The following is a 14,651-nucleotide window of genomic DNA, read 5'->3' as shown; positions in this document are numbered from 1 at the left end:
GACTATTTATTCTTCGTTTGAGTCCGTATTTTCTTCAGAAGTCGAATCATCGTTGTCTGTAGAACCTTCGACAAGATCAGACTCTTCTTCAGATTCTTCTTCACGATCGACTTTCGTAATGGAAGCGATCTCATCGTTATCTTTTAGATTAATGAGTCTCACACCTTGCGTTGCACGTCCCATTACTCTTAATTCTTCCACAGCGATGCGGATAACAATACCGGATTTATTGATGATCATTAGATCCTCATTGTCGTTAACGCCTTTTATCGCAACAAGCTCGCCAGTTTTATCCGTAACGTTAATTGTTTTAACGCCTTTACCACCACGATTTGTTACGCGATAATCCTCAATATCTGTACGTTTTCCATACCCTTTTTCTGAAACGACCAATACAGTTGTTTCTGAATCATTCACACTAATCATGCCAATCACTTCGTCACTTTCAGTACCTAAGGTGATACCACGTACACCTGTTGCTGTTCTGCCCATTGGACGAACAGTAGATTCATTGAAACGAATTGCACGGCCAGAACGAAGAGCCATGACAATTTCACTACTTCCGGTAGTCAAACAAGCTTCGATTAATTGATCTCCTTCATTGATATTGATCGCATTAATACCATTTGCTCTTGGACGTGAATAGGCTTCTAAAGACGTTTTCTTAATCGTACCTTTTTTGGTACACATAATAATGAAGTTGTTTTCCAAGTATTCTTGGTCTTTCAAGTTCTTCACTAAGATAAAGGCCTTTATTTTTTCTTCTTTTGGAACATTAATGATATTTTGAAGTGCCCGTCCCCGAGAAGTACGGCTTCCTTCAGGAATTTCAAATGCGCGCAACCAGAAACAACGGCCAGCTTCTGTGAATAGAAGCATATAGTTGTGTGCTGAGGCTGTGATGATATGTTCCGTAAAATCTTCTTCACGTGTATTTGTACCAATTGATCCACGACCACCGCGACCTTGGCGTTTGTATTCAGATAAAGGCGTACGTTTTACGTAGCTATTGTGGGAGATCGTGATCACGATTTCTTCATCATCAATAAAATCTTCCATACGCATATCTTCCGCAGAGTGGACGATTTGCGATCTACGTTCATCACCAAATTTTTCTTTGATCTCAATCAACTCATCCTTGATGATCTTCATCCGAAGTTCTTCATCTGCCAATACAGATTTCAAATAGTCAATTGTTTTCATTAATTCAGCATACTCTTCTTTGATCTTATCACGTTCCAGTCCAGTTAGACGGCGCAAAGTCATATCGAGAATTGCACGTGCTTGAAGATCGGATAAGCCAAATTGTTCCATTAACCCAACACGTGCATCTTCAGGTGTGTCCGAATTACGGATTAACTTGATTACTTCGTCCAAATGGTCTAGTGCAATCAAGTACCCCTCTAAGATATGAGCACGTTTTTCAGCTTCTGCTAGTTCGTAGCGTGTACGTCTGACAATGACATCATGTCTATGTTCTACAAACTCATGAATCATATCTTTAAGATTCATCAGAACAGGCCTTCCTTTAACTAGTGCAATGTTATTGACTGAAAAAGAGGTTTGTAGTGCGGTGTATTTAAATAGATTATTTAAAACAACATTGGCATTAGCATCACGTTTGATATCGTATACAATACGCATACCTGTACGATCAGATTCATCACGGATGGCAGAGATGCCCTCCAGTTTCTTTTCGTTGACCAACTCGGCTGTACGCTCGATCATATTGGCCTTATTCACCTGATAAGGAATTTCTGTAACGATAATTTGCTCTTTTCCAGACTTGGTTGCTTCGATTTCTGCTTTAGCACGCATAACGACACGACCACGACCTGTATTGCAGGCATCCTGAACCCCCGAATAGCCATAGATCAATGCACCAGTAGGGAAGTCTGGTCCCTTGATATGCTGCATGAGTTCAGCGATTTCGATATCACGGTTGTCAATAAAAGCGATTGTACCATTAATAACCTCAGTAAGGTTATGTGGAGCCATATTTGTCGCCATACCTACTGCGATACCAGAAGCTCCGTTAACAAGGAGATTTGGAATACGGGTAGGTAGTACAGTTGGCTCTTGCAGCGAGTCGTCAAAGTTATTTTGGAAATCAACAGTATCTTTGTTGATGTCGGATAGCATTTCTTCAGCAATTTTCTTTAATCTTGCCTCTGTATAACGCATCGCCGCAGGAGGATCTCCATCAATGGAACCGTAGTTACCTTGACCATCTACCAACGGATAGCGTAAACTCCAATCTTGAGCCATACGGACCATGGTGTCATAAACGGATGAATCACCATGTGGGTGATATTTACCTAATACGTCACCAACGATACGGGCAGACTTTTTATAAGGCTTGCCACTGGTAACCCCTAAGTCCAGCATACCATAAAGAACACGTCTGTGTACTGGTTTCATACCATCACGTGCATCAGGAAGCGCCCTTGATACAATGACAGACATAGAGTAGTCAATGTACGCAGACTTCATCTGATCCTCGATATTGATTGGGATAATCCGGTCGTTTGCCGGAACAAGATTGTTGTCGTTTTCTGTTTCTTCAGCCATATGAATTTGGTTTCAATAAAACTAGTAGACAAGCCCCTTAAATTGGCTTGCCACGCATGCGAAGTTACAAAAATTTAACCTCAAAAGCGAATGATTCAAGCTCTAATATACACAAAAAAGACAATCTTTTATGGATTGTCTTGGTACTTATGGAGTAGGGTATTTATTTCATTTTTTTAAAGCGCAGACGAATGGAGTTACCTATCACAACGAGGTCTGAAAAGGCCATGCTTAAGGCTGCTAGCATCGGTCCGAGAAAGCCGATCGCGGCAAGCGGTATAGCAACAATATTGTATGCAAAAGCCCAAAATAAATTTTGTTTAATCGTCAGTAAGGTATGATGGCCAATCTTTAGAAGCTTTTCGATCGACCGCAGATCGTTGTTTAACAAAACGACCTTTGCTGACTGGATCGCGATGTGTGTCGAGTCTCCAAGCGAAATACCTACATCCGCAGCGGTAAGTGCTGGAGCGTCGTTGATGCCGTCACCTACCATTGCTGTCGGTCCGTTCTTTTTTAGTTTGAACAAAATTTCCAATTTTTCTTCTGGTGATTTGTCCCAATACACATCAGCAATGCCAAGTTTTTGAGCGGTTCGCTCGCATTTACTCTGTCTGTCCCCACTTAAAAGAATAGGACGTATGCCTTTGTCTTTCAGGTATTGTATGAGTTCCTTTGCATAAGGTTTAATCTGATCTTCCAGTACAATACCGGCAATGACAACGCTATTGATGGTTAAAGTGAGGTCATAACGATTGGAGTAATCTTTTTCGCCAAGTTTGGCATTGCAAATAGAATAGCTGTTTCCGTTTGTATCTGTTGCAAATATTCCTTTCCCTCGTATTTCGTTGACTTCCTGGAAGATAATTCGGTAAGACTTGATCTCTTTGAGTTGTTTCCGGATTGATTTCGCAATCGGATGACTCGAATAGCTTTCAAGCTGCGCTATAATAGATTCTACCTGGGATTGTTCAATACCGAATGTCTGAATCGCTTTGATATTGAAATCGCCGGTGGTTAAGGTGCCAGTTTTGTCGAACACCATCTGCTTGAGGTCTGACATTTCCTCAATTGTGCTTCCGCCTTTGATCAATATTCCTTTTTTTGCTGCCCTTCCCAAACCAACCATAACAGCTGTTGGAGTCGCTAACCCCATCGCACATGGGCAAGATACAACAAGCGTTGCTATGGCATTCATTAACGATTGCTGCAAGGGTAACTGGACAATAAAGTATGTAATGAAAAAGGTGAAAAACGAGATCGTGACGACAATGGGAACGAAATAAGCAGCTACCTTATCGCCGAATTTCTGGATAGGTGGTTTTTTGCTCTGCGCATCCTTAATTAACTGGATAATTTGATACAGCACGCTTTTTGAACCAACTTTTGTAGCAATAATTCGGATGTTGCCTTCAGTCAGAAGGGTACCGCCGATGACTGAGTCATATTTTATTTTTTCTACAGGCACACTTTCCCCTGTTAACATCGATTCATCCACCCAAGCCTGTCCATCCACGATATCACCATCAGCAGGTATCTGATTTCCTGTATTTACTTTGAGTATATCACCAGATTTGATTTCTTTAGCCAGTATTTCTACTTCTTGGTCGTCTTCAATTTTAATAGCAGGTATATCTTGATATTTAACCAACTCTTTGATTGCTGATGTGGTTTTGGTGACAGCTCTTTTTTCCAGAACATTCCCCAAGAAGACTAAAGTAATAATTGTCGCACATGTTTCATAGAACTGATAATCATGTCCAAGATGATAGTAAGTTCCAATCAGGCTATAGATAAATGCGGCTGTAGATCCAATAAAGATGAGCACATCCATATTGGGCATTTTATTCCAGATGGAACGAAACGCACTGATTCCAAAATAGGAAAAACCAATCAGGTAAACTGGGGTACATAGCGCAAGTTGGATATAGGGATCATGCAAGACGGATAGTTCCGTAAACATGTGGCTCCATAAGGGTATGGTAAAGATGAGGCAGCAAAGGAACTTAAATTCAATAGATTTCCAAAAGCTAGGCTTCTTATCCTTGTCCCCAATTACTTTGTAACCCAAAGACTCGATACCTTTGACTAGCACAGGGATTTGTTCCGGGGGGATCTCCGAAAATTTCACCTCATCTGAGGCAAAATCGACGTAGATATCTTTAGCTCCGTTGTTTTCTAGGTATTGGTGAATTGAAATAGCACAATTTGCACAGTGCATTCCGCTTACGTTAAGTTCAGTTTGCACGTTCGATTCCTTCATTTAATAGCATGTAATGTCTTTAGACAAAGATAGGTATTTCCTGATAATGCTTTTTACGTAAAGTAAAATTGTTTAGTTTAGCAAGCCTGTTTGTAGCCATTTTACATTAAATATCGCGAATAGCGAATGGGAGAACATTAAATTTGATTAGATAGACAACTTAAGCTTGTGTAAAAAATGACAAAACCAATTTCAATTTCTTTTATTGTACGGATTATACTACTGATTGCACTAACAGCATCCTTTGTTCAATTTGAAACCTTTTATCAGCAGCGGGAGATCATTCGAAATATGGCATACGGCTTAAACACTTTTCTTACTGCTAGTGTCTTGATCTCAATTGGTCATTTTATCCTTGTGAAACTATACAATAGTCGAAACGAGCAGCAGGTTGTCCGCGGAAATTTTGTACTGGGCATTACCCGCGTAGCTACCGTAGGGAATGTCTTTTTCATTATTGTCAGTCTCATGATAGCCGTAGGTATTAATCCAAAGGATTTTATCACCAGTATGACAATTGTCGCAATGGCTATTGCTGTGATTTTTAGGGAGTATATCACGAATATGATATCCGGTTTAATTATTATGTTTTCGGATCAGTTCTCCGTGGGAGACCGGATAAAAATAGGCGAATATCAGGGTAAAATTGTTGATATTACACTGGCCAATCTTGTGGTGCGGGATGAAGATGATGATGCCGTGATGATTCCAAACAACTTGGTGTTTACGGCGACCTTAGTGAATAAGACCTCTCAAAAGTCGAATAAGATTGTCGTGAAGTTTGAATTGCCCACTGATCGTTCCGTTGCTGTGACAGAGTTGGAGCAGTATTTAAGCCCATTATTTCAAAAAAATCCAAATTTAGACCATTCCCAGGGATTTACGGTTAAAGTTGCCGATGTTGCAAAAGATTATATCAAGTATAAAGTGGAGATAAGCACGATTTCTTCCAGTAACAAAATTCATCAGCAAGTGCAGAGTACGATATTAAATGAGGTTTTGCAGTTTACGAGAGCAAGGGGTTAAATCTTTCTTACTTTTACATTTTTAACAAAATGGTGGCTTCCTTTTTCTAAAATGAGATCGGCGCGATATCTCGTCGGCAAGATATTCTTGATTAAGTTGGGTTTATTGATCTCATTCCAGATATTTACAGCCATAGCATGGCTTTCGTCGGCGGTCATATTTGCATATTTATGGAAAAAAGATGCTGGATTTTGAAAAGCTGTTGCTCGGAGTGACTCAAATCGATTGGTATACCATTCAATCAGATTTTTTTCACTGGCATGTACATAAATGGAATAATCAAAAAAATCGGAGACGAATACACTGTGTCCTTTCCGTGGCCGCTGAGAATTCACCTGTAAGACATTGATCCCTTCTACGATTAGAATATCCGGCTGTTCGATCACTTGCTGCTGCTCGTCTGGTAATACGTCGTATACCAAGTGGCTGTATACCGGAACGGAGATTTTTGGAGCGCCTGATTTTACAGCTGAAAGGAAATGGATCAATCTTTTGGCATCATAACTTTCAGGAAAGCCTTTTCGGTTTAGAATACCACGTTCGATAAGTTGTTGATTAGGATAAAGAAAGCCATCTGTCGTCACCAAATCGACCTTCGGCTTGGATGGGAGCAGACTCAGTACACGCTGCAATACCCTGGCTGTGGTACTTTTTCCTACAGCAACCGAACCCGCAATACCAATGATATAGGGTAGTTTGCTTTCTTCCTTTCCAAAGAAGCGGTTTGTTCGCTGATGAAGACTTTGAAAACGATCAATATGAATCTCAAGCAAGTGACTGAGCGGAAAATAGACTTCTTCGATTTCCTGATTTGTCAATGGCTCGTTCAGTGCATGCAGATTTTCGAGATCTTCGACACTGAAGTTGTGCAATACTTTTCCATTTAGATTTTTCCAGTCTTCCCGTCTGATCGATCTAAAAGGCGAGTCTATTGCTATTTGTGGATCCAATTGCATCGTTTGCTTTATTTTTATTTCAAGTATCTGTTTTCCTCTGGGACAAGCAAACCTTTATGATTCAGTTATAACGATTATTAAAGGTCTTTTTTGCGCGGACAAATATAAATAGTGTTGTCCGTTATCCCAAGAAACATTACAAATGATTTGAAGTTATTACAATGGGATTTGATAATATCTTGTGCACAGGGCATTTTTCAGCAATTTTAAATAGCCGTTGTTTTTGAATATCATCTAAATCCCCTTTAAAACTTAGGAAGCATTGGATATAGGTCGTCTGCTGCTGTTCACTTTGCTGTACCTCATGTGTCAGGCGTACGACAACTTCTTCTAAGGGCCAGTTTTTACGATCCGCATACATTTTTACTGTAATTGCTTTACAGCTGCCTAAAGAAGAAAGCAATAAGGGAGTAGGGTTTATTCCTTCATCCTGGCCGCCCAAATCCTCCGGTTCATCAACAATTATTTGATGTTTGCCGTATTGTACCGTAGTTGTATAAGGTATTTTTCCTATTGAAACGATTACTTCATTGTCCATGGCCTATTTAAATTATTCTGTAATATCTTCCAATAATCCTTCGATGATGAGACTTCCCGTAGCCGGATTTGTCGCTAATGGTACATTGTAGAGATCAGACACGCGCATAAGCATTTGGATGTCCGGTTCATGGGCATGTTTTCCCAGTGGGTCGCGAAAGAAAATAATGCCGTCGACTTTTCTTTCGGCCGCTAAAGCCGCGATCTGTGCATCTCCGCCCATTGGTCCACTCAATTTCAATTCGACGGGTAAGCCGGTCTGTCTGACATAAGAGCCTGTTGTACCTGTAGCAATGATGTTGGCGCGCTCCAATAATTCTTGGTGGTCTTTGACAAAGGCGACCATTTCAGGTTTTTTGCCGTCGTGGGCTATTAGTGCAATTGTTTTTTTCATCACGATATAATATTTGTAAATACCTGGGCACTGTTATAAAAGCAGGCCTTTTCTGCAATATAAGTATGTTATTTAAAGAATATGTAGGAGATAATAATTGCTGCAATAACACCTGCCAATTCCGCTAATAATGCACACGGCAATGCATGCCTTGTACGCTTGATACCCACTGCTCCAAAATACACGGCGAGGACATAAAAGGTAGTTTCTGTTGATCCCTGAATCACACAGGCAACGCGTGCAGCGAAGTCCATCGGACCTTTTGCATTCATCAGATCAACCATTAATCCACGCGCACCTGAACCGCTAAGTGGTTTCATAAAAGCTACAGGCAAAGCGTCGACAAAGGAGGTGTCTAAACCGCATAGTGCGATTCCCTTGGATATGCCAGCGACCATATAATCCATCGTGCCAGACGCTCTAAACACCGCAATACCGACCAGCATGGCGACGAGGTAAGGGATTATTTTAACAGAGACTTCGAAACCCTCTTTGGCCCCCTCGATAAAGGAGTCGTACACATTTACCTTACGGAAAAGAGCTAAGCCTATGAATGAGGTGAATAAACTAAATAAAATAACATTCCCGAATACCTTGCTGAATATTTCGATTTCGGTTTGCTGCAATCCCGAGAAGTAATAGAGCAATCCACCAATAAATAATCCCATTGCACCCAGGTAGCCTAGGATTACACGGTTAAACAGATTGATTTTTTGATAAATGGACACAAGGATCAAGGCAACCAATGTAGAAAAGAAGGTTGCTATCAGAATTGGCAGAAAAACATCTGAAGGGTCTGGTGCACCTGCTTCCTTTCGATAAGCCATAATGGAAATGGGCAAGAGGGTTAAGCTGGAAGCATTGAGCACAATAAACATGATTTGTGCATTGGTCGCGGTTTCCTTATCTGGATTAAGCTCCTGGAGTTCTTTCATGGCTTTGAGTCCCAATGGGGTAGCGGCGTTATCCAGGCCCAGTGCATTAGCTGAGAAATTCATAAGAATAGAGCCGAGCGCAGGGTGGTTTTTGGGAATCTCTGGGAATAACTTATGGAAAAAAGGACCTACGATTTTTGCGAAAATATTGATCATACCACCTTTTTCACCAATTTTCATAATCCCAAGTGCAAAACTCATCATGCCGATCAGCCCTAAAGAGATTTCTGCCCCGGTTTTTGCGCTGTCAAAGATTGAATTTACAATTTGTTGGAAGATTTCTGTATCTCCGAAAAAGATTAGTTTTACAAGGGCTACGGCAAATGTGATTAAGAAAAATGCAACCCAAACGTAGTTTAATGCCATATAGATTTAAAATATGCGTAAAAGTAATCTTTTAGAACTTATCCATCAACTTGCTCCATGGATTTTTCTTCTTATTCTGATTCTTTTCCTTAATTAAATGTGCAACAATATAATCCAGTGTATCCTCATGCTCGCTGATCATTTTATCCGATAAGGAGATGAGCTTCTGTATATTATTAGGGGAAGCCGCATCGAGTGAAGCATTGATACTGGAAAGGTTCGCCGGTTCTATGCGTAGATAATTTTGTTGCTTGCCATTATTTTGAAACAGTTGCCGGATAAAAAACTCTGTACTTTCTGACGATGCACTTGTCATGATATCGACCAAAGCCGGGCCGATCTGAATGGCGAGTTTTTTCTTGAAATGTTCATAATTATATGCCGTTTTTGACATACCGGTACCCAAAGATACCATAAACATATCGTTTATCTGGGTGCTGTTAAATGCCTTTAATACTTCAAGTAAACCGCATATAGATGGGTTCTGTGCGAATACACCACCATCAATCAAAGGGTATCTCGTTTTTGAAAGTGAATAGATCTCAGCAACAGGAAAAAAAGTTGGTGCTGCCGAAGTTGCCTTGCAGACATCTTTGAGGTAGAAATCTCTCGCTTCGCCATGGGTAATCGCTTTTTGCTGTCTGAAAAAGTGATTTTTTCGTAATTCGATGTTGTAAGCGGTAATAATACAGGGCTTGATCAGGTGGCTCAATCGTGCATTCTGGAAGTATTCATCCAGAACATTCGATAAGGGATTGGATGAATACAGTTCGCTGACCAGCCCAAATCCACTAAGAAAACGTCGCCATTTGGAGGCATTGAAGATTTCAGTTCCATGATTGACAAATAAGTTTAACGCATCCCGGGCAGAAAACTTAGGATGGGAGGGATTGCCTTCCTCTGGATATAATAGGATACTCGTCAGAATTCCGCCGCTGCTTGTACCTGCAATAAAATCAAAGTAGGAGGCAATCCGTGCATTAGGATCCATGGTCTGCTTTTGTAACTTCTCTTCCAAAGCGACGAGAACCATTGCAGGAATGATACCCCGGATACCACCGCCATCAAGCGCGAGAATATTCTTCATATGCTAAAAACTGATTTAGTAAACGATATGTAAATATAATAAATGTCTACAATTGGCAGGAGTCATATATTGGTGACAATTGGATCATATATCCTGTGCGAAAAAAGCATATTCAATATTTTTCGTAGATCACCTTGGCCAGCATCGTGCTACCCGCTAAGCAGTTTCTGAACTAATGGGGATTTACTAGATTATACCCCTGTTAATCCCTAGTAATACCCCTGTTAATATAGAAGCTGATGAGTGTATTATACAAATCTGATAGGATCGGAGACACTACAGAAAGGAATCTTGGGGTTTATGAGGAGTATGGACCGTTATAAATACTTTTACAAGTTCGTCCTATACAAAAAAAGCTGTCTCAGTAAAATCTGAGACAGCTTTTTTATTTAGCATCGATGCCGATTTAATTGAACCAAGCAAATACTTCGTCTTTGGTTGGCATGTTGATATCTAATTTCAATTTTTTACGCATACCGCCAAGGTCGTTAAAAACCTTGTTTGGATTTGCTTCTTTTAAAGCTTCAATAGTTGTAAAGCCCATTTTTTGTAAGGCAGGAACCCATGCAGCTGGAATGCCTTGTTCTTCATAATCTTTTACTTCCGCTACTTTGGCGACTTTTTCAGGTCTCATTTGTGGGAAGAAAAGAACTTCCTGAATGGAAGCATTATCAGTCAGGAACATAATTAAACGGTCCATTCCGATACCAAGGCCCGACGTTGGTGGCATACCATATTCCAAGGAGCGTAGGAAGTCCTGATCAATAAACATCGCTTCGTCGTCACCTTTTTCAGAAAGACGCAATTGATCTTCGAATCGCTCACGTTGATCTATAGGGTCATTCAGTTCGGAGTAGGCATTAGCAATCTCCTTACCGCAAACCATCAGCTCAAAGCGTTCCGTTAAATCCGGATTATCTCTATGTTTCTTGGTTAAAGGAGACATTTCTTTTGGATAATCCGTGATGAATGTTGGCTGAATATAGTTGCCTTCGCATTTAGCGCCGAAAATTTCGTCGATAAGCTTGCCTTTACCCATCGTTTCATTGACATCAATTCCCATTGCTTTGGCCGCAATACGGATTTCTTCTTCAGATTTTCCGGTAATATCAAATCCAGTGAATTCCTTGATCGAATCCGTCATCGATATACGTTTGTATGGAGCTCTGAAATCAATTTTATGTTCTCCGAATGTAGCTTCAGTTGTTCCATTTACAGCAAGTGCACAATGTTCCAGTAAACGTTCTGTGAAATCCATCATCCAATTGTAGTCTTTATAAGCTACATAGATCTCCATTGCGGTGAATTCTGGATTGTGGGTACGGTCCATTCCTTCGTTACGGAAGTTTTTAGAAAACTCGTATACACCATCAAATCCACCGACGATCAAACGCTTCAAATAAAGCTCGTTGGCAATACGGAGGTATAATGGGATATCCAATGCATTATGGTGCGTGATAAATGGACGCGCAGCAGCTCCACCTGGAATGGATTGTAGCACAGGTGTTTCGACTTCCATATACCCCGCGTCATTAAAGAACTGACGCATCGCATTGAAAAGCTTCGTACGTTTGATAAATATGTCTTTGTTACTTGGATTTACGATCAAATCTACATAACGCATTCTATAACGTTGTTCGGGATCTGTAAAGGCATCAAATGTTTTACCTTCTGCCGATTTAACGACAGGTAGGGGACGAAGTGATTTGGATAAAACGGTAAGTTCTTCTACGTGTACTGCAATCGCTTCGGTTTGTGTTGTGAAAACATAGCCTTTAATGCCGACGATATCCCCAATATCCAATAGCTTTTTGAAAACTACATTGTAAAGATCCTTATTTTCATCAGGACAGACGTCATCGCGCTTAATATAGGCTTGAATTCGTCCGGTAGAGTCTTGAATTTCAAAAAATGAAGCACTGCCCATCACACGACGGCTCATGATCCGTCCAGCAATAGTAATGTTCTTATAATTCAATTTATCTCTATCGTAATTTTCTAAAATATCAGCAGCATGTGCATTGACGACAAATTCGTTTGCTGGAAAAGGGTCAATTCCCATATCCAACAACGATTGCATCGCTTGTCTTCTAAGTTGTTCCTGTTCGGATAATACAGTACTCATTCGGTATGAATAATATTTAAAATGTGAAAATCACGCAAAAATAGCCATTTTTTTTCAATTCTTTTTATGGATTTTTTTCGAAATCACTGTAGCAAAAGTACAATGTACTCCGTTTAAGGAATAAAAATAGTTAAATAGTGATATTACAAGGGGACATTCGGCTATTTGATTTTAAGTTTTATAACTTTAATTTCGTTATCTCCGCGACAAAAAATGGTTCACAATGCTAGCGGAGGGTTCGATAGGTTGTTTTCGTAGCTGCTGCAATTTATTGCATATAAAAAGCAATTTGTCTAAGTTTGAAACTTGATAATTAAATAGTTTAAGTGGGTATAATTCAGTCATATTTTTATAACAGGAAGTTATCATCTTTACATGATGCCTTAGAACGTTGCTTGCGTGATCGTGAGGATGGTAAAGCCTTCGTTTATAAGAAGTATTATGGTTACCTCATGGCTATTATTATACGTTATGTAAAACAGGATGTGGATGCAGAAGAGCTCGTGAATGAAAGCTTTGTTCGGGTATTTCGCAAATTGGATTCGTTTAACAGAGATATTGACGATGAAAATCTAGAAAAGTCTTTCAGAGCCTGGATAGGGCGTATTGCAGCAAATATTTCCATAGATTTTTTACGAAGTAAGAAGCAATTTTATTCAGTTGAAGATCTAGGAGAAGGGGATATGCATACACCTGCTGTTCAGTTGGATAGTCGACTGGAAGTTAATGAGATTATGCGTTTGCTGGATCAGCTTCCTGAGATTCAAAAAACTATTTTTAATCTCTACGAAATCGAGGGGTATTCGCATGATGAAATAGCTCAAATGCTTAATATACCAGATAGCACTTCGCGTACTTATCTGACAAGAGCGAAACAAAAACTTAGAAAGTTATACTTGGACTATACAGGTATAGTTCAAGAAATAAGATAAATATTGTTGTTACGATGAAAGACAATAAGAAAAAGGAATTGATAGAAGAGATCATTGGACAATTAAAAGACCATGAACTACCTTATAAAGAAGGTTCCTGGGAGAAGTTTGCTTCAAATTATGGGGTAGCTTCCCGTGGTTCTTCCAATTGGAAGTATTGGAGTGCTGCGGCGGCTGTATTATTATGTTTTGGTGCAGGGTATTGGGGTTTTAAAAATAATGTACAGACTGATTCACCTTCAGTGGTCATGGAACATCGTCATGAAAGTGCAGAGGTTTTAGGGAATAATAAAGACTTAAAAGAATCTATTCAGCGTTCGCTATCAGCGATTACACAGGATAATGGAGCAGCTTCAGAGGCACTATCCTTGAAAAAGCCCTTTACGTATTCAGCAGCGCCCACTTCTTCCAGTCAAGCTATGGACAAGCATCAACTCGCATTAAATTCTGGACAATTGATACATGGACATGATGTAAGTGTTTCAAATGATGTTGGACAATTACGGTCGATGCAATTGAAAAATACCAATTTTTCAGCGAGTATTAGTTTAAATGAAAACGAAGGGGAGGAAGCATCAGTTGCTCCAACAAGCCGTGTTGCTGCTGCCCAATCTAATCCATTCAATATTTCTTCCGGCAATCAGACCCAACGCGAAGCAGCGAAGCTTTCACAGCTGTATGCTGCGCAGCAGGGAAATGTTAAAAATAGTGTTGTCATTAATAAGACAAGCCAGGAGAAAAAATGGGAGATGGGAGCTTTTGTATCTCCTGCTTCAACATCAGAGAGTATAACATTGGGTGGCGGTGTAGCGCTAGCTTATAATCTTTCGAGCAAAGTAAGCCTTCGTTCGGGCGCTTCGATTCAACATTATGGAGCTGTTTCGGGAAATACGCCTATAACACCAGCGATGGGATCGAATTCCATTTATGCGGATGCTCCAAATTATATTTCTCAATCAAGTGTTAGCAACTCATTTGCGATGCGTACTGCTGATGCAAAGGATGCGAAGAGTAATGAACGGGTTTCTGGTAAAATTTTAACAGTAGATATCCCGTTGGATGTTCGGTACGCGATCAACAAGAATTTCTATACTTCCGTTGGTGTATCTTATGTTGGTGTCTTGGATCAGGAACGAGCAACGATTTATGAAACAAATAATACGGAGTATAAACAGAAGTCTACCGATAAAAATGTTGATGATAAAGGTGTAAACGGTTTTATTAATTTTTCAGTTGGACGGAAACAGAAGGTTGGGAAATTGTCCATTTCCGTAGAACCTTATTACAAAGCCCCTATAGGTGGATTAAAATCATCGGATTTGAATTACAGCAATGGTGGGGTGAAAATAATTACCAGTTTTTAAATAAGATAAAGGATTACTGCAAAAAGCCGCAATTGATGTTAGCATTGATTGCGGCTTTTTTTATGAAACTGTCTGATGTTATTGGTTACAAAGAA

The 14,651-nt window shown here is 39.9% G+C and carries 11 protein-coding genes; 3 read left to right on the top strand and 8 right to left on the bottom strand.

Annotated features, from left to right (window positions below):
- Window positions 1-6: 6 nt before the first annotated feature.
- Entirely contained in the window at window positions 7-2,571 is a 2,565-nt protein-coding gene (gene gyrA / locus AB1Z56_RS07765) for a DNA gyrase subunit A (RefSeq protein ID WP_309366159.1), read from the bottom strand.
- A 163-nt stretch (window positions 2,572-2,734) separates the two neighbouring features.
- Window positions 2,735-4,834 carry a heavy metal translocating P-type ATPase gene (locus AB1Z56_RS07760; RefSeq protein ID WP_426791616.1) on the bottom strand — a complete coding sequence of 700 codons (2,100 nt, stop codon included), beginning with the start codon at window positions 4,832-4,834 and terminating at the stop codon, window positions 2,735-2,737.
- Between the two features lie 177 nt (window positions 4,835-5,011).
- On the opposite strand from AB1Z56_RS07760, the gene AB1Z56_RS07755 reads away from it, so the two are divergent.
- Complete coding sequence (locus AB1Z56_RS07755; RefSeq protein WP_426791615.1) at window positions 5,012-5,860, top strand: mechanosensitive ion channel family protein; 849 nt, start codon at window positions 5,012-5,014, stop codon at window positions 5,858-5,860.
- Here the strand turns inward: AB1Z56_RS07755 and coaA are convergent.
- The 6 genes from coaA to lysS all read right to left on the bottom strand — a co-directional run bounded on the left by coaA (window position 5,857) and on the right by lysS (window position 12,260).
- Window positions 5,857-6,816, bottom strand: a complete 960-nt coding sequence (coaA, locus tag AB1Z56_RS07750; RefSeq protein ID WP_309366153.1) for a type I pantothenate kinase — start codon at window positions 6,814-6,816, stop codon at window positions 5,857-5,859. The two genes, AB1Z56_RS07755 and coaA, sit on opposite strands and share 4 nt — an antisense overlap.
- A gap of 136 nt (window positions 6,817-6,952) precedes the next feature.
- On the bottom strand, window positions 6,953-7,354 hold the full coding sequence (locus tag AB1Z56_RS07745) for an OsmC family protein (RefSeq protein WP_313269640.1): 402 nt from the start codon (window positions 7,352-7,354) through the stop codon (window positions 6,953-6,955).
- A gap of 12 nt (window positions 7,355-7,366) precedes the next feature.
- Entirely contained in the window at window positions 7,367-7,747 is a 381-nt protein-coding gene (locus tag AB1Z56_RS07740) for a methylglyoxal synthase (RefSeq protein WP_426791614.1), read from the bottom strand.
- Between the two features lie 68 nt (window positions 7,748-7,815).
- Window positions 7,816-9,048: a nucleoside recognition domain-containing protein gene (locus AB1Z56_RS07735; protein WP_309366151.1), complete on the bottom strand. Its 1,233-nt coding sequence runs from the start codon at window positions 9,046-9,048 to the stop codon at window positions 7,816-7,818.
- 31 nt (window positions 9,049-9,079) lie between these two features.
- Complete coding sequence (locus AB1Z56_RS07730) at window positions 9,080-10,135, bottom strand: patatin-like phospholipase family protein (RefSeq protein ID WP_309366150.1); 1,056 nt, start codon at window positions 10,133-10,135, stop codon at window positions 9,080-9,082.
- Window positions 10,136-10,541: 406 nt separating this feature from the next.
- Entirely contained in the window at window positions 10,542-12,260 is a 1,719-nt protein-coding gene (lysS, locus tag AB1Z56_RS07725) for a lysine--tRNA ligase (protein ID WP_309366149.1), read from the bottom strand.
- Window positions 12,261-12,586: 326 nt separating this feature from the next.
- Here lysS and AB1Z56_RS07720 point away from each other — a divergent pair, with 326 nt between their 5' ends.
- Together AB1Z56_RS07720 and AB1Z56_RS07715 are read left to right on the top strand one after the other, a co-directional pair.
- Window positions 12,587-13,192: an RNA polymerase sigma factor gene (locus tag AB1Z56_RS07720; RefSeq protein WP_313269635.1), complete on the top strand. Its 606-nt coding sequence runs from the start codon at window positions 12,587-12,589 to the stop codon at window positions 13,190-13,192.
- Between the two features lie 14 nt (window positions 13,193-13,206).
- Window positions 13,207-14,556 carry a hypothetical protein gene (locus AB1Z56_RS07715; RefSeq protein ID WP_426791613.1) on the top strand — a complete coding sequence of 450 codons (1,350 nt, stop codon included), beginning with the start codon at window positions 13,207-13,209 and terminating at the stop codon, window positions 14,554-14,556.
- The last annotated feature ends 95 nt before the right edge of the window (window positions 14,557-14,651 follow it).

The organism is Sphingobacterium sp. WOUb80 (assembly GCF_050058145.1).
Taxonomy (GTDB): domain Bacteria; phylum Bacteroidota; class Bacteroidia; order Sphingobacteriales; family Sphingobacteriaceae; genus Sphingobacterium.
This window is presented reverse-complemented; position numbering and strand designations above follow the sequence as displayed.